Raw genomic sequence first — 17,324 nt, 5'->3', positions numbered from 1 at the left:
GGTGAGGCTCCCACGTGCCCGACCAATCTTGCTGGGGCAACATCGTGGGACGAGTTGCACCCCCAATGGCCACCCCCGCAATAACACTGACCCGGCGGTGCAGTTGGCCACCTATATCGCCGCCCGGCGCCCCGGACTTGGGTGATGCACGGTGCATCACCTACTTCCGGGTGATGCACCGTGCATCACCCTTCCCATTCCCCCTTCGATGCCGTTATTCTCATCGACGGTATGGGTCTCCCGCACGATCTCGCGAATGTCGTCAAAGCATGTGCGGCAGCCCGGCTCGCCCCCGTAGTGAGGCGGCATCCACCCTGACCCCAATTGGTCATCTCCGCTCGGGCATTGCCGAATCCTTATGCGGCCAGAGTTCGTCGGGTGGGTGCGCACAACGCCGCGGCTGCGGATAGTCCTCTTCGTGCCGATGATCTGGTGGCCGCCGGGCAGGCGGACAGGGCAGAACTCGGAATCCTCCAGCGCGCCGACTGATCACAGTACGGTGGTCGATCTCGGCGCGGACGAATCCTCTTGCTCCTCAGACGAAAGTGTCAGTTGCGTTTGCGCGCTCGGTGGGCCCCGAGATCCGGTACAGCACTGGCGACAGTCGCCGCACCGATTGCTCGCCGCCATCAATCCCACGTTCCCCAGACGCCGGCGTTGCAGACGACCTTGGTGCCGAGATCTCAGCCTCTCGGGATATGCGACACCGAGGCTCCGAAGCGGTGATCGCAATTGCTGGCTCCACCCTTGACCATCAACCATCGAGGGCAGCTTTTGCACCTCAATGTCCGCGAGTTGGAGCGGACCTCACCTTGCTACGACCTGTGGTGATGCACGGTGCATCACCGGTTTTCCGTGTGTGATGCACCGTGCATCACACGGCGCGGGTTACAGATTAGCGGGGCCATGAGGTAAGCGCTTCAGATCGTCGGCTCATGAAACGTCATGCCCGTGTGTGACATCTCCACTGCATCCGTTGCGTGTACACAAATGGGTCGATGCTCGCACGATTTAGCTACAGACTCATGAACCTTTTGGGTCTGAACGCGACATCAGACTTTCGGCAATGGCCGTTCCGCGCGACTACCTACTTACGTAGCGAGTGCTGTGAGTGTGAGATCCGGTGCTCGTACCATTATGAGGGGGGTGTGAGAGATTCCGGCAACGTGAACCTCTCGGTTTGCGAAGTGGAATCCATCAATCTCCGGGTCGTTGGCACGCGCGCCACCCTCCGGCCAATGACACCCCACATGTTCTCGCAGGCCTCCTGGGGCGGCACGGCCTCTCGGCGCCGCGTTGTGGCGTGTTCAACACCAACGCAGGGTTGATGGGGATGAAATTGGTCGGTCGCGGAGGTAGTCACGAGACCCTGAAGGCGATGTGCGGTGCTTCTCGAAATGCCGTCGGGCTCGGACGTTGAGAGGTTCCAGATCCGGTGCATCTCGTGTTCGGATTCCAGCAAACTTGTGAGCGTGGATTTGCCTGGCTTCGCCGTAGCTGGCGCAGCCCATGTAGTCCGGCGCAGATTCCGATTCATTTCGTTTTTCGATGGCGGCTCGATCGACGCGATTGGCAATTGGGGCGACTGCTTCCTTGATGTTGATCTTTGTGTCGACTTTTGTGCCCTCTTGGTATGCGCGGGAACCCTGAATGGTGACCGTGTGTATGACCAAAGACGGATATTGCTGGTCCCATCGGCATCCAGATACTCCGCTGGTCTCCGCAAAGTTCGGCTACAGACGCCGGCGAACCCTCTCGGGAGTCTTGTGGTGGCGGGTGAGATGTCGTTCTTTTGGAGTCGGTTCCCTCGCTGGTTGCTCCTGTCACGGCGGAGCGGAGGTGTTGGCTGTGCGCAATGCAGGTGGTCGTGCGCCCATTGCCCCAGGTGTATGAGGAACCCGCTCTTGCGGTCTGGGCGTCGGGGTCTCGGGTTCAGCCGGTCCGTCAACGTGCAGTCGCCGCCCTAGGGCTGTGCCGCAGAACTGAAGCCGATCAATGTTCTAGCGCGTCGGATGCTCCTGGACGCTTCGACCTGCAGTTTTCCGATATAGGTCAACTGTCATCTGGACTTTGCGATATCTGGCCGCAGTGCGGATGAACTTCCCTGAGGCATTGAATCCCTCCGATCGGCCCGGGTGCGGTCTTCTTGTGAAGCGACGCAGATGAGTGATCGGACAGGTCAGACAGAGGGGTCTCCGACGGGCTCGCTCTCTGATTGTGAAGCTTCTCCCCATCCCGCTTCTCGCGGTGTAACTCTATGTCTCACATAGATTTTGATTCATCACGTGACGTTTCTGGGGTGGTGTGATTGCCTACGCAGATTGCGTTTCGTTTGATCAAATATTTTTGCCGAATGCCGGCGGTCGTTCGCATACGATTCGGAGCCAGATTCGTGGCCGGAGGAGGCTCTCTGGGGCACTTTTCGAGTTTTATTTAACTCGGCGTGTCGCTGCGCGGTTTAGTTAAACCCAAAGAGCAGGATTTAAGGCATGACAACTCGGAAAAGTCGGGGCGGGCGCCCAGCCCGCGACGTCGCCGTTCGCCATATCGGGGTTGAGTTCCCCGCGGAGATCGCCGATCGGATTCTCGCACCGGTTGACGATGGTCGGGTCAAGACAATCACCGATCGAATGATCGCGCTTGTTCAGCTGGCACTCGAGAACGAGCCAGCGATTCCGGCGCAAGCCAGACAGGAAGAGTTGCCAATGACGGGCTGAACAGAGCCCAGAAAAGGCGAAACCCCCCTTCGCTCGCCAGCTCCGGGGGTTCCGCTCGTCGTACAAACCACCACGCAAGGGAGGAGGTCTGCCTTCTATGAGTATAGAACGCGCGATTCGTCGTGCGCACGCGACACGGCGTGATATTGGTGTTCGCGACCTCTCATTTTTACGCCAACGTGACGATTCCGTATGCGCTGACCTCATGTCGCCGGCTCTTCCGGCGTTCACGCATCCCGTGAGGAGGTGCCCACTCCACTAGCAAAAACGTCGGTGGGTCCCACCCTTTACGGATGAGACCCACCGAACATATCTGGCCGTTCCAACACGACCGCTCCTGTGATTGGCAGTCCCGCGAGCAGTTGTGTCGATACCGTGCGCTCTTGTCAGGGTAAGCCATGTCCCGCTGGTGATGCCAGCGACTCACGGCAACATCTTGGTGAAGGGCGCGTGAAAGGCGCGTCATGCACCCCGGATCCGCCGCGAATGCGGCCGAATTCTTAGACAACCATGTTCCGATTACCCCGGTCGGTGAGGTTTCTTCTACCGATGACACCGAGTGGGATGCTCTGGTTTCGGCCGCTGTCGAGCGAGTCAACCGTGTCGAACGGCTCAACGCCGAGAGCGACCAGCGAGGCCGTTCGTGGTCGTTACCCGTAGATCCTGGCCGGCAGGCTTCGACTCCAGCATGGACCGGGCGCGCTGCCTGGCAGCGCCAGGTCCGCGAAGTGTTGAACTCCCCCACCGGGCGAGGAGTGTGCCGATGGTTCAAGGTCAGCACTGAGTTCGTATTCGCCGTAGCTGTGACGATGGCCTCGTTCGCTGAGCGGTCAACGGGCCGTCGTGTGTGCGCCTCCAGAGAGACGATCGCACACCGCAGCGGAGTCAGTGTGTCGGTTGTGAAACGCGCGAGAAGGGCACTTCACACGCTCTCGGTAGCTCGCGAGATGGTGCGTGGGAGGTACTTGAGAGCTGAAGAATCACACGCTGCGGAATCCCACCATGGGCGGATTCAACGCCGTGCAGCGTCAGTGTGGGCGCTGACATCACCGAAATCCCTCGTCGTCGCGGCACAGGTGGCGACAAAGAAGCTGGCGAAGAAGGTTCGTCGCTCGAAGGATGATGCTCTCGCGAGTTATCCCCAGTTGCGTTCTCGTGGCCCCCTATCCCCTTCTAGGGGATTTAAGTTGTTATCTCTTGTTAGAGAGTTATCACCAACGCGCGCGCGAACGCGCACGGGCGAGCAATCGAAGAATTCGAAGACCCCGCCGCCGCAGCCTCGGGCAATCGAACTGCAACGCACCGCCGCTGAGCTGCTTGTTCATGCCCCGGTCTTCGCTTCAGCCGGGCATGTGGGGTTGATTTGCGAGACACTCGCAAATGCCGGCATTGATGCGAATCGGTGGCGTGGTCGTGACATCGCTGCTGAACTGACGCGTGATACTCAGCAGCGAGGCTGGACGTGGCCGACGCACATCGAGCGACCTGTCGGATTTCTCCGTTGGAGGCTGGCACACATCGATTGGACTCGACCCTCACCGACCGAGATGGCCGAAAAAGCGGCCCAGGAGGCCCGTCAGCGCATTATCGACCGCGATACGCGTCTCAGCCGCCGGGATGCCCTGATTGCGTCTGCAGAGCACCGTCAGCGGTGCCGACAAGCGCTTGCAGCAACACTGAACCACCGGCAGAAGGCTGACGCTGAGATGTGACCAGGTGCATGACGGTCGCTAACCCGGCACCAGCGTTACGAAGGGCGATGGGGCTCAACGGAGCTGGCTTCGACCATCGAGCGCCGCACGGTAGGTCACCCGGATGTCCTCGGTCATGAATCGAGCCCTACGGCTGGAGACGAAGACGTAAAAGAAATGTCCGCGATCGTGTCGGAGCAGTGGACCTCAACCCTCAATGTTGGTGCAGGCTAGCTTTGTTGCGGGTATAGGGCCGACATTTCGCTGAGCACCTGCTGGCGAAGCCGTCCGTGCACGGCCCGGCTCCGACGGTTTGCCGACGTGCGGCGACAGAGCAATCCTGTACGCGGTCGGGATCATGCCGTCATGCGAACGCGACCAGGGGCGCGTTCCCCAGCATGTCGACGAAGGGTGCAACTTTGCGGTACAAACTCGCTGCGGGATAGAGGTGTACGTCAGAATGCGTCCTACCAGGTGGCGAGGAGCGCGGCGGACCTTCCCGCGAATGAAACGGCAATGGTGCCGGCTAAGGGTGTGGCTGACCAGGTTTCAGTGGGTCGTCCGCGGGTGCCGTGTCGAGGCTTGCTAGGTGATTCGGCCCGGGGCAAGGAAATGTGGCTCGGGAGCCGCACGCGAGTGGTGTGCGACTCGATATTGCTGGCATCCTCCAACGGCCCAGTCCTAGCCGGTCGTGAGGTCGCACCATCGGGATAGGTGCTCGACTTCGGGATGCCGCGAAACTCACACCACCGTTTCTCCGACCGTCTCCGGGGTCTCGAGGATCCGGGCTCGTCCACAATCGTGTCGGTGATGGGCCGAAGGGGCAGGACGCTCCTGTCGACTCGACCTTCATTCCCACCCCATCAGTACATCGACCGATGCACCCAGGAAGGCGCCGACGGATCCACTCGCCGATCCATGCACCACTCCTGCACAAACTTGTCGCGTCGTGGGAGTCGCCGGTACGGCTCCGCGGGAAACTGATGACGCTTCCCGGGCAATTATTGGTATCTCCCCGATCTACCGGCGGACACGGTGTGAGGGAGATCCACGCCGATCGCCTAGGAACCCGCTGCCGATTCGGGGCACCTATCCGCACCACCAGTCATCTTCGCCGAAGTTGTCCATCTCACCAGTTTTCGGATCGGCCGTGGCATCGAATGCGCTGAGCCTTCCTGCGGTAGAGAGGCGACGAGGTCAGCTGGTCGTCGACCGCTTCCTCGAGCTCGAAGTTCGGCGTGTAGGTGCTTGACTGCCCGCTCCCATCCAGCTAGGCCTGTGGGTGATGCACGGTGCATCACCCACAGGGCGAAATCGATACCATGGAACGGCGGCAGCGTTTGAGCGCCGGCCTGGTAGCCGGCAAACGTGTACACGCCTGCGTCGCCTGCATGCAGTCCCAGGCATGGTCGGGCTGGCCGTGCAGGCGATCTGCATGTCGCCAGCCGAAGTCGCGGGAGGGCACAAACTCACTGGGGTGTTGTCATGCCAGGCAGTGCGCGTCCCTGCGCAGTTGGATCGACGTAAACGTCGATACCTCTCGGTCGACTGCCGCGCTCTTCCGTAGGTGTGCAGTAGGCGCTCGAAGGTGTTGCGCAACAGATGGAACATGCGCGAAGGACGGGACCCCAACCCCGACCCCCTTCGCGGTGACCACCTTCGGGGACGCCTGCATCGACCGCGTGCACCGATGTGCGTGTCGGGACACGCAGCAATACTTAGGTTCTGACGTTTTGCAACAAAGCGTGAATCACGCGCCGACCCGGCGCCGTCGTCATGAGCGGTCGCGGTTCGCTGGCCATGCTGCCTGATCGCGACGCGGGTTGGATGTTGGCGACCCGCCAAGCATGGACCTTGATGTCGAACGCGGCACAGTACGCACCAGCCTGTGTGGCAGCTCGTTGAATGCCCTGCGCTCACGTCAGGTGACCGATCCGGGCATAGGTTGTCCGCGGGTGATGCACGGTGCATCACCCACATTGTCACGCTGAGGTGATGCACCGTGCATCACCTCGGTGTTGCGTGGAGGTGTGTGTCCGCGAGGCTAAGGACCGTCCGCCTCGATGACGCTCGAATGAAGGTAAATCACTCAGGGTGATGCACCGTGCATCACCCGCGGACTCACCCCACGTGGTCATCCGTGCTGGGTCGGATCGGTGAATCACCCCCGTCGAGAGAGTGCGGGTTGCACTCGCGCATGAGCGCTGCGGGACTGTTGGTGGCGGCCTGGCCTGCCAGCGGTGGACATTGCACTTGCCCATGGGTGGAACCTTCCGGGTGATGCACGGTGCATCACCCGAACACGACACGCCGCTGGAGATGCCAAAGCAGGCAGTTCGTTCCCAGTACGCTCCTTCTGAATACATGCAAAGCATGCGTAGAGAATGGAGGATTATGAGCGCCGGAGTGACATCCGAAATGGTGGCCACCAGCTCATCGACCAGTCCGGCTGCGAGCAAGCGCAAGCCGGCCGCGCGTAAACCGGCGGGCAGGAAGACTGCTAGTCGGTTCCGAAAGTACGCTGGCGGCGAGGATAGCGAGGAACTTGCGGCTGCAGCCTCTTCTGGTGCAACTACGCAGACGATCGGCGACGCGAATACAGGCGGCATTACGGCAGCGCTTGCTGGATTAGCTGCCGCCGACGGCCAAACCGTTGTGCACGTTCCGGTACTTCAGACCGTACCGCACCCGTTCAACGACCCGGACAGGTCAAAGCCCCAGGCTGGTGACCCGAAGTGGGATGAGCTGGTCAACGGGGCCAGGGCAAACGGCATCAAGGTTCCGGGGTTGCTGGTAACTCGTGAGGGCTTCCTCGCGCAACGACCCGAGCTCGCCGACGCTCTTGGCGACGATGCCGAGTATGTAGTCATCTACGGCCACCGCCGCCGTGCGGCCGCCATTGCCGCCGGCTTGGCGACAATTCCGGCGGTAATTGATGACGCCGTGATGGACGATCACGGCGACCTCGACGCCATGACGTTGGAGAATCTCGGACGCCAGGACCTTTCAGAGATCGCCGAGGCCCGGATGTTCGCTCGGTACTCGGAGTTGGGGATGGGGCAGCGAGCGATCGCGGAGAAGCTAGGTGTCGATCAGGCGACCGTGTCCAGGCGGCTGTCGCTGTTGCTCCTTGCGCCGGAGGTTCAGGCCGCGATTGCGGAGGATGCGATTCGTAGCGCCGAGGGGGCCGCTTTGGCTGGCGCGCTCCCCTATGGTCCCGCGCGGAGCTGGCAGAAGAAGCCGGATCCGGCTCAGGGCACGGATGTTCGTCGTTCTGAGCAACTTGCGGCGTTCACGCTGATTGCTGAACGCGGAATGAGCCCGACACGTGCGGCTGAACGTGTGTTGACGGAGCGGAAGTCTCGGGAGCAGGCATCGGCTGCGGGGCTCGATGTCGTGGATCCTCGGGAGCGGTTCGGTGAGAGCTTTCATGAGCATCGACTTTTCGAGGTTTCCGATGTCGATCTCACGAGTGCCAACGTCGTCGGTGCGATCGACCCCGGCCAGGGAACGCTTGTCTACTATGCAGTCGACAAACCCTCGCGTGAAATCGACGATGCCGACGAGTTGGCCGCGAGACGAGAAGCGGAAGCGCGGTCGGCGGCAGCGAAAGCGCGTCGAGAAGCGGGCAAGAAGCTCGCGGCCTCTGTTCCGTCGCGAGAGAAGTTGGTGACCTTCTTAATCGACCAGTATGCCTTTGGCGTCTCCGCGCTGGCGACGAGCCAGGAGGGATGGAGGTTGGCGCAGGCATTTGTGCGGTTGGAAGGTCTCGACCCCACTGAGTTCCGTGTGAGCGCTGAGAACGGCGACGAGAAGCGCCGCAGTGAGATTGCCTGGGCGTGCGCGGTTGCAGGTTACGAACTTGCGGCGGCGGATCCCTCACGGGAGTGGGGCCGTTCTGATCTCGTGTATTTGGACTTGCTGTCCGAGCGTGCCGGTTACAAGCCGACCGCGTGGGAGGAAGCCCGCCTCGACGTTGCGCGCCGCGCACTGTCTCTCGCCGATTGACGTCGGTGATGCACGGTGCATCACCCTCCCACGCCGCAGGGTGATGCACCGTGCATCACCCGGAAGCGGACATCAATTAATCCAGGACATTCAAACCGCAAGGAGTTCCCGTGGCTACCTACGCAGTAGCAACCCTGTCCGGCAGTGCCGGCAAAACGACGACGGTCACGTCGACCGCCACGTTGCTCGCCCAGGACGGATACCGCGTCCGTGTTCTCGACATGGACAGTCAGGCAAACGCAAGCACCTGGCTCGGATACCCGGAAGCCTCCGGAAAGACCGCGGCCGACGTCCTCCGGCGCAACGCTTCGATCAAGGAAGTCGAACGCCCAGCGCGGGTGCTGCGGGGGTACGACGAAGCCGACCAACCCGTGTACGAGGAGATCCCCAACCTCACAATCGTCCCCGCCGCTCGCGACACACTCGACAAGTTGATCGTGGAGCTGCCCGCAGTAACGGGTGGTGTCCTTCATCTGCGTGACGCGCTTGAGGAAGCGGATCCTGTCGACGTCACCTTGATTGACTCCCCCGGCTCCTTGAATGTTTTGGTGATCGCCGGCATCCTCGCGACAACTGTCGATGAGGAAGGGCCGTACGGATCGTGGGGCCTGATCACCTGCACGAAGCCATCCGGCAAGGAGAACGAAGGCATCCCGGCGTTGGAGCAGGAACTGCGGAAGATCAAGCGGACCTACCGCGTCGACGTTCCGCTGCTGTCTATCGTCCCCTGCGCAGTCCCCCCGATTGGCGACGTTTACCGTGAGCAGATGGATGATCTGCTCAGTGAATACGAGGACAGGGTGACGCCCCCGATCCGTCGTGCGAGCATCGTGGATGAGGCCTACACGAACTATGTTCCGGTACCGATCTACGGTTACAGGGCAAAGACGGTCACCAGCGACTACCGAGCTGCGCTGACTCACATGCAGAAGCTGGGGCTGTTCGGACAACGGGCAGTGGTCGCGTAGGGACTGGAGGCCACCTGTGGTGAACGATGTTGGGCGGCACATGCGGCCTTCACGTGGGACGAGCACAGTCAATGTGCCCCATGATCTGCACGCACTAGCCCGGGCGGCCGTACGCCTCGTACGCCGTAAGACCGGGCGGCCGTACTCGCTTATGCAGTTCACACAGGAGGCGTTCGCAGCGCAACTGAGAGTGATTGCGGAGACCTACAACGATGGTCGCGCGATTCAGCCCGACGCCGAGCCGCTGGAGCCTGGTAAGGCGGTGTGAGGCAGGGCGGGTGGCGTGGAGAGGCCCCGGGGCACCCGGAAGGGCTTGGGACAAGCCATCGATGCAATCGCCGGGCGGTGAGCCCTCTGCTGGATCGTCACAGGCTAGCGAGGGCTACCAAGCGAGTGTCACCAGCCGCGCATTGGTATGGAGCCAAGTCGGTGTGGTCGCCCGACGCGGCCCATCGTCACGTTTCATGCAGCTGGGCGGATCGATTTCGAGTTCATCGTGCCGTACCGGCCGGTGCCGTCAATCGCGTGATGGACGGCAGCAGCTCCACAGTCCGCGGCATGCGTACGCGGTTGCCGCACTGCCGCCGAAGATCAGAATGATCAGAAACAAGATCCCGGTAGTCGACGTGGCGCCATGGCCACTGACTCAATTCCAGCCCATCGAGAGACCGGGCACCAGTGCCGCGAGACCGACCATGAGAAGTACGACCAGACCCACGATCGTGTCTCGGGAGAACGTTGTTTCGGCCACCGCGTCACCATATCGGGGCAGGCGTCCGCAGCGCCGACCTTTTCCCGGAGGGTCTGCATTCGATGTGGTGTCCGACGGGCTGGGGACGCCACCGCCACTTTGCTGAGGTGACGACGGCCAGGGGCGCCGCGCACTCTCCACGACGGGACGCCCCTCCCCCGGTTCCCCGCCCCGTTCGATCATCGATTCGCGCGTGTCCAAGCGCGGTTGCCAGTCTCAGTCAGGTCTGACATCCAAATACAGGCGGAGTGCGTGCTCGACCAGCGCGCTACGGCTACCCGCGGACCACTCTTCGGCAAGAGCATCGAGTGTGGCGGTATCGGAGGCGATGATCCCGGCAAGAGGAACACGAGCCTGAATCTCGCTGTGCCGCCGGCGGCGCGGTTGCGCACCTGCCTCGCGCCGCTTGAACAGACCAGCGCTTGCTTGAGGTTCTGCGGTGCTCCAGTGGCGTTGAAGTTCGCCGGCGTGCCTCTCAACAGCGTCGAGGACCACTTGCCCGTAGGGGCGCGCCGTTGCGCGGTCACGCTGTCTTTCCTCGAGCGTGAGTTGGCGTAGGGCTGTGTACACCGCCGGGGGGAGATAGACCTCGGGAGGGGCGGTCCGGATCGGCACGGGGCTGCTGTCGCTGCGTGTTTTGGGCTTCCGGCGGGTCGCGACTATCGGCTTTGAGGCGTCGGACTGCGGTTGGGGGGCTTCAGGTTCAGCGTCCGTCAATTCTGGCGTCGCGTCGTCCGTCTCGGGAGGATCGGGCGAGGTTACGGGTGACGGTTCCGGTACGGTCTCCGCTTCCGCGCTTTGTTGGTCGTTCGATGATGGTGCGGGCTGCGGGGCTGGCGTCTCGTCGGCCGTTTCGGCGACAATGCTCAGCGTGGGGAGCAAATCGTCGAGGTCTCCGAGAGCTCCGGGATCGAATGCAGCCTTCCGGCGCCGTGCACTCACGCCACTCCCCCGGAGACTTCGTCCTTCTCCGCCGACGCCAACCGGCTGAGAACTTCTCGGGTAAGGGATTGGTAGTCGCTCGCGAGACCGGACGGGTCTCGGGACCATAAACGCTCACCGAGGCGCTTCTTGTCGCGCAGCCGCTGGATCCGATTCTTCAGCTGATCCTCGGCGGCGGCGACCAGTTCCGCCGGGGTCAGGTGACGGATCCGGAGATCAACAGCGGCTGCACGATCGGACCGAATAAAGGTCTCGAACGGCGCAGCACCACTACCTTCGAGCAGATCCTCAACCTGCTCGAAAACCTCACGGTTCCGCGCTGTCGCGCGTGGGTTCGCATCAAAGAGAACGACACCGAGAAGTTGAATGAGGGAACCGTTCTCACGCGCCCGAAGGTAGCGGGCAGCGAGGAGCTCCACACCCGACAGGCTTGCATCGTCATCCTTGGTCGGTACGAGGAGGTACCGCGCGGTGCCCAGCAGTGCGTCGAGCAATGGGGCGTCTCCGGGGCCCGAGTCGATCAGAATCAGGTCGTAGTGTTCGACTGACTGCAAATCGTTGAGGGTGGAGACGAGATTGCCCCGCAGATCCATTCCTGACTGGGCGGCGGTCGCTGCGATCGCGCCGATGACCGCGAGTGCCGGCCCTCCGGGGATGAGGTCGAGGTTCGGTCGGACTTCTCGGGTGGGTTCGAGCGGGTGCGCGTACTGAAGGGCCATGCTGAGGCCCTTCCCGCGGTCCCCCTCGACTCCGAGATCCGAGGAAGTGACGTTTGCCTGCTGGTCTGCGTCAACGACGAGCACCCGGCGTCCGGCCGCTGAGACCATGCCCGCGACAGCTGCGACGATCGAGCTTTTGCCGACACCGCCCTTTTGATTGGCGATAAGCACACTGCGCGGGGGCTGCGTTGGTGACATGCCTAGGAGGGTACGGCTGGCCGGTCGGCGAGATGGCCAACGACACGCCCTTGTCTAAGGGGGTGCAACAAGTCATGGGTATCGCCGTTGGTAGGGCGCCTTATCAGGCGTGTTCGACAGCCTTTACGACGGTGATGCAATAGGCCTTGTTCTAGGCCTTAGTAAGCGATGATGGCCCGGGTCTCATCGGCCATCGTGTCAAAGGTCGGGTCGATGATCATGCACACGGCCTATCGAAGGGTGATGCGCCAGGACATGGTTAAGGTTCTTGAGATGGTGATTTGATAGGTCGTTAACGCGGTTTGTATGACGATCCTGCCACACGCAGGTTCGACGGTGATGATTAAGGACGTAGACAAGGCCATAATTAAGGCCATAGAAATAAGGCCAGTTCAAAGGACATTTTTGACGCTCGACTAGGCGGCCCCGAACGTCGCAGTTTGTGGCAATTTCGAATCTCTTGTGGCCCTGAAATTGCGCGGTGGGGGAGCGGACTCTGCCCGCTTGGCATTGGTGTGCGGGGCTCGGTGAGTTGTTCTCCGACGCATTAGTGGCGAAGTACGTATCCAGTCGTGCGGACGGCAGGTTCGCGTGGTCAGGCGCGGGTTTGTGGAGAGCGGCCCGTGAACCCCCTGTTCAGAAGGGTCAGAAGGCTTTCGCTCCGGCCTGCTCGGACCGGGGGAGGGGGTTTGGGGCCGGCTGCGGCTTCCACTGTTGCGCCACCACGAGCGCGATCGGCGCGCGATCGGCGTCCGTGTTCACCTGCCCGACTTGGCGGCCACGAACACCTTACTTAAGGCCATATGCAAGGCCATATCACTGGCCGTGCGAATGATTGTTTATGGAAGCCTTCGGTTGGTCGGACATCAGTGAAGCGTGTCCCGAGAAATGTCGTGGAATCCGCTCCGATGCCCGGTGCGACGCCGGGATCCGACCCGCATTAGGCCAGCCGTACCCCCTCCTGGGTTACGTCACTTGACGAAATTCCGGAAGGGGCTCGTTCTTTTGCTTTCGAAACATTTGACCACGCAGGTGAGGTGAGACGGCCGCTTTCTAACGGGTATCGATGCGCCGAGCGAGAAGAGGAGTGTCAGGAAATTGGCAACGCGATAGTCAACGAGCGCAATGACGTGGGCATAGTGCCTCCACCGGTGATCGCGTTATGGCGGCAAAACGGGAAGCGCCGCACAGGTCGTGCGGGACCGCAGCCTCTGCGTCTGGTGACAACAAAACTGCAGGTCAAGTACGTTCGGGTGTGGCCTGGTGCAGCGGATCTACGTCCGTCTGCTCCTCAGTGAGCGACAAGCATCCTACGAAAACAGAGCCGAAAGGACGCTACGCCCAGTCGCTTCCGCAATCTGATATCAGACCCACGCTAAAAGGCACTCAGAACTCGATATGCGGAAGAGTCCCCAGGTCAGGACCCCTTCCAAGAGTATAGGTGCCACTCCAGCATTGGAAGTTGCGACCGAGGGGTTGCAGGGGGCTGTCCTGAGTTGACTCCACAGCAGGAGGAAGCGTCGGGGAGCGGTTGTGTGATGGTGGGGCGGGCACACTTCGGTCAGCCGCGTGTTCGTAGGTGATGCACCGTGCATCACCACACCCGGCACACGAGGCGGTCACGGCCGCAGCTAATGCCACCGCGGCACGGCGTAGCGTATCCACGAATTGACGACTATGCCTGGAATGATGGGCACGTGAGCAATCACGATGCGTCACGCCCTGCAAACCCGACGTCAGCGGAGACAATGCCTTCTGTTCCGTCGGGCGACGACACGTCGGTGTTGCTGCCGGGAGTTGACGATCGAATCGTCGCTGACCTCGAGCGGTTGCAATCCGCCAGTACCGCGAGAAACTACCGTCAGGACTGGATCAGGTTCGCAAGTTGGTGTGCGCCCCGTGAAGTTTCATTGATGCCCACCGATCCTCGTGCTGTCGCTGATTATGTGCGTGTGAACGCTGAGACGCGGTCCGAGGCGGGCGATCGGATGTACTCCATTGCGACATTGAGTCGGTGGGTGGCGTCCATCAACTATTGGCACCGCGCATCTGGATTGCCCCTGCCCGGTCGGTCGCCGTGCGTCAAAGATGCGCTCGCGCAGGCGCGTAAGGCATACAGGCAGAACGGCGACCGCCCAACTAAGCGGGCGCACCCACTTCGTATCGACGATGTCGAGGGAATTGTCGATACGAGTCGCCGGGACGCGACGACATGGGTTAAGCGAGCGCGGGAGCGCCGCGATAGCGCACTGTTGTTAATGGGTTTCGCGGGGGCATTCCGGCGCTGCGAGCTGTCAATGCTCACCATCGCTGACGTGGCGCAGGGCCGCGACGGCGATCTTCGTATCCAGCGTGTTGGGCGGCGCGGGGGTCTGGGCGAGAGCTTGATCAAGCATGTCCAGTCATCACGGGATCACACGATGTGCGCTTGTTGTGCCTACAGGCGCTGGCTCGAGGTGGTTTCGGCTGTCGACGGCTTCGGTCGTCCCGGTGTGATTCGGTTGCTCCACCAGCAGGAGGAGTTCGAAGGCCACATCTGCCTTTCCGCGGCGCCAGTTGTCCAGGATCCGGCGTTACCGGTATTCCGAGCTATCCGTGCGAACGGCAACATCAACGCGGTGGCGCTGTCGGGCGCCGCAATTCACGCCGCGATTCGGCGTCGCGCAGCTCTTGCAGGCCATTCCCACGAGTTTGTCGAAAGGGTCGGGGGAGAGTCGTTGCGGGCCGGCTCTGCTGCGGAGCGCCAGGACAACGACTCGCAGCGTGACCGATCTTTGCGCCGTGCGGGCTAGTCTCGCATGGTCTCGTGGGCGAGCGTAAGAATAGTTGGGCTCCGGGCCCGGTAACGCTAGCGAAGGTGACATGGGGCGGGCCTTTGGTGAGAGTGCGGTTGCATCTTCGTTCGTTCCGCGACTCGCCAAGGGACGATGCGAACGAATGTGCGGAGTGGGTACCTCTCCGACTCCGGAGCGAACTCTCGGGGCGACACATGGCTTTGGGTGCGTGATCGTCGGCATCGTATTGCATAGCCTCGTACTGTGATGATCGCGCAGACGGAAATTGAAGGCGTGCGGGATGTTTCCGCGCTGTTTTCCAGGCGCGGTCAGGGTGCGCAGTACCGATACGACTGGGCTCTGTTCGCTGATTGGTGTACTGCGCTCGCGGCATCGGCGCTGCCCGCTGATCCACTTGCCCTCGCGAGCTTCCTTGACGAGCACCCGGCGGTGCAGTCCACCCAGCGGCGGCGCGTTGCAGCGATCAATTGGGTGCACAACGCCAGCGGGTACCCCGCGCCTGGGTCTGCTCGAGTGATCCGCCAAGTTCTGTCAGCACGTGCAGGTAAGCGCGACGATCTCGCTCGCTCCGCACGCGGGGTGTTGTTGACGCTGCCCACTGTCGGTTGGCCACAAGGACTGTTTGGCCGAAGGGATGCGCTCATCCTGGTTCTCAACTGCATTGTCGGGATATCCGCGACTGAGGTGGGGAAACTTCAACGGAGCGACGTCACGTATGACGGGAAGATTGTGACCGTCGGTGGCGGACACGCTGTGGAGCTGCAGCCACTAGCGGACAACCCTCAGTGCTGCCCCGTAGCGATCTACCTGAGATGGGCACGCCTTCAGGCGTTCTTCGATCGCTACCCCTCGAACCGAGTGCTCGCTCGCAGTCTTGCGAGTGCTCACGAGATTGCCGATGACATGGTGGAGTCCTACGGGATGCTGCCGGGTCTGCGCGAGGGCCAAGACGGGCCCCTGCTGCCGAGCTTCGATCAGTGGGGACATTTCGCCGCACTCCGCCGTGATCGCCGAGGGGTGTCCGGCAAGTCGGTCACGGCGATCGTTACTGCGCATCTGACGGGAGCTGCCTCGGCGAGTCATACCCGCTCCGATCCGACAGGCAGGCTTGCCGATGTCGAGGTGGAAGAGGCGGTGGCCTCGCCGTGGTTCGACGGCTCCGAGGGCGGGGTGGACTGCGCATCGCCCGCCCCGGAAACTCTCATCGAGCAGTATGAGGCGGCTGTTGCTCGGAAGTATGCGGATGTCCGGGCATTGGGGGATCTGGCTGAGGCTTTCGAGGACATCGATCGGAAGGCGGACGCGATCCTGCGTCGCACTGAGGAGATACTCGAGCAGATGGGTCTGGCGTAGTCGCGGGCGGTGCGACGACTGGGAAGGATCAAGACCTGGGGTGGCCGCCTGTCCTAGTGAGAGTATGAGGAACGGGTCCTTCGCCGAGAAGATGGAATGCGGGTGTGGACTTCCCGCAGGCAATACGGCCGTACGTATTGCCTGCGGGGAATGTTCTACCGCCCGTGCCGGCGGATGGCTACGATTCCGGCGCCTGGACTTCCAAGGACCTCCTCGACGGGCAATTCATCAAAGACGCGGAGGCCGCTCTCCATCGCCTGGCGGAGATCCTGTTGGTCGGGAGCGGTTTCTACGCTGCGGTTCTTGGTCCGCGTGGGCGGGGGCCGGGCGTAACTCCGAGTGCGGCGAGTGGGCCACGCTCGTCGTCTGGTAGCGCGTCTGCTCGCCACTTCTTCACTGCCCGGTAGAGCCATTGGCCTACCTGCTCGCCTTCGGAGTTGACATAGTTCACGGGAACGAGTGCATTGCCGTGCTGCTCACGGTAAGCGGCGATCTCGGCCAGCATTCGACGTCGTTTGCTGTCTGTCCGGGTGACCGCGGGTAGTGGGGCGTCGTCTTCGCTCCATACGAAGCCGATTGAATCGAGTTGGTGAATGCGCTCCGCGGGAAGAGTGCCGAGCATTCGCGCGACGCGCTGGCGGTACTGCCAGCGACCGAGCTGGAAGCCACATTCAGTTACGTAGTTCTCGGGTATCGCTGTGTGAGGATGTTGTTGCCGGAATGCTGAGTACAGCTCCAGCGCCGAGGGTGCGGACCGGTGAGTACGCATCGAGATCAGTCCTTCTGTGGAATCCATATATTTGTAAAGTACATAGCTTCTTCTTCAGTGATGTCAACCACATTGGCTGCGTGTCATGAAAATCACCCAGACGGAGGTGAGGCGACCGCCGGGCCGGCGGCGGTGATCTGTTCACCTGATTGCCCGATCGTGTCCTATTTACAGTCGTCCTCAGTGAGACGGCCGAAGGCATTCCCGCCGTTCGCATCAGCGCGAACTGGAAGTATTCAGCCCTTCAGTTCGGGCTCCTGTTGAGCTGTGTGGAGATCCGAGGCCTCGCGATGGCCGCATGTTGTTGCTCCTCGCGGGTTCCGAGGCTCCGTGCTGGCCGAGAATATGACTTCTGGCTGCCGGTGATTCATTGTCGCGGTTGGTGTTCAGGCCGCGTAGGTCCAGGAGAATCA

General features: G+C 61.8%; 8 protein-coding genes. 6 read left to right on the top strand and 2 right to left on the bottom strand.

Features of this window, described 5'->3' with window-relative positions:
* The first annotated feature begins 2,489 nt into the window (after positions 1 to 2,489).
* The 4 genes from PSR88_RS38255 (at position 2,490) to PSR88_RS38240 (ending at position 10,693) form a co-directional block, all read left to right on the top strand.
* Positions 2,490 to 2,717: a hypothetical protein gene (locus PSR88_RS38255; RefSeq protein WP_005262432.1), complete on the top strand. Its 228-nt coding sequence runs from the start codon at positions 2,490 to 2,492 to the stop codon at positions 2,715 to 2,717.
* Between the two features lie 4,085 nt (positions 2,718 to 6,802).
* Positions 6,803 to 8,416 (top strand): ParB/RepB/Spo0J family partition protein, encoded by a 1,614-nt coding sequence (locus tag PSR88_RS38250; protein WP_237723851.1) that lies wholly within the window; start codon positions 6,803 to 6,805, stop codon positions 8,414 to 8,416.
* A gap of 110 nt (positions 8,417 to 8,526) precedes the next feature.
* Positions 8,527 to 9,384, top strand: a complete 858-nt coding sequence (locus PSR88_RS38245; protein ID WP_005571224.1) for a ParA family protein — start codon at positions 8,527 to 8,529, stop codon at positions 9,382 to 9,384.
* A 1,003-nt stretch (positions 9,385 to 10,387) separates the two neighbouring features.
* Positions 10,388 to 10,693 carry a hypothetical protein gene (locus PSR88_RS38240; protein ID WP_157180073.1) on the top strand — a complete coding sequence of 102 codons (306 nt, stop codon included), beginning with the start codon at positions 10,388 to 10,390 and terminating at the stop codon, positions 10,691 to 10,693.
* A 380-nt stretch (positions 10,694 to 11,073) separates the two neighbouring features.
* On the opposite strand, the gene PSR88_RS38235 is transcribed toward PSR88_RS38240, so the two are convergent.
* Entirely contained in the window at positions 11,074 to 11,994 is a 921-nt protein-coding gene (locus PSR88_RS38235) for a ParA family protein (RefSeq protein WP_011599367.1), read from the bottom strand.
* Positions 11,995 to 13,691: 1,697 nt separating this feature from the next.
* Here PSR88_RS38235 and PSR88_RS38230 point away from each other — a divergent pair.
* Positions 13,692 to 14,786 (top strand): integrase, encoded by a 1,095-nt coding sequence (locus PSR88_RS38230; protein WP_237723850.1) that lies wholly within the window; start codon positions 13,692 to 13,694, stop codon positions 14,784 to 14,786.
* Between the two features lie 249 nt (positions 14,787 to 15,035).
* Positions 15,036 to 16,142 (top strand): hypothetical protein, encoded by a 1,107-nt coding sequence (locus PSR88_RS38225; protein WP_016880590.1) that lies wholly within the window; start codon positions 15,036 to 15,038, stop codon positions 16,140 to 16,142.
* A 289-nt stretch (positions 16,143 to 16,431) separates the two neighbouring features.
* Here PSR88_RS38225 and PSR88_RS38220 read toward each other — a convergent pair whose 3' ends face one another.
* Positions 16,432 to 16,938: a helicase associated domain-containing protein gene (locus PSR88_RS38220; protein ID WP_016880589.1), complete on the bottom strand. Its 507-nt coding sequence runs from the start codon at positions 16,936 to 16,938 to the stop codon at positions 16,432 to 16,434.
* Between the last annotated feature and the right edge of the window lie 386 nt (positions 16,939 to 17,324).

The organism is Rhodococcus sp. DK176, assembly GCF_038447315.2.
Lineage (GTDB): Bacteria > Actinomycetota > Actinomycetes > Mycobacteriales > Mycobacteriaceae > Rhodococcus_F > Rhodococcus_F jostii_A.
The sequence above is the reverse complement of the archived record's forward strand: the minus strand, read 5'-3'. Positions and strand labels throughout refer to the sequence as shown.

Bases quoted from the DNA above. Each gene is read 5' to 3' on its own strand.
- PSR88_RS38255 (WP_005262432.1), top strand. From the start codon at position 2,490: ATGACAACTCGGAAAAGTCGGGGCGGGCGCCCAGCCCGCGACGTCGCC.
- PSR88_RS38250 (WP_237723851.1), top strand. From the start codon at position 6,803: ATGAGCGCCGGAGTGACATCCGAAATGGTGGCCACCAGCTCATCGACC.
- PSR88_RS38235 (WP_011599367.1), bottom strand. From the start codon at position 11,994: ATGTCACCAACGCAGCCCCCGCGCAGTGTGCTTATCGCCAATCAAAAG.
- PSR88_RS38225 (WP_016880590.1), top strand. From the start codon at position 15,036: ATGATCGCGCAGACGGAAATTGAAGGCGTGCGGGATGTTTCCGCGCTG.
- PSR88_RS38220 (WP_016880589.1), bottom strand. From the start codon at position 16,938: ATGGATTCCACAGAAGGACTGATCTCGATGCGTACTCACCGGTCCGCA.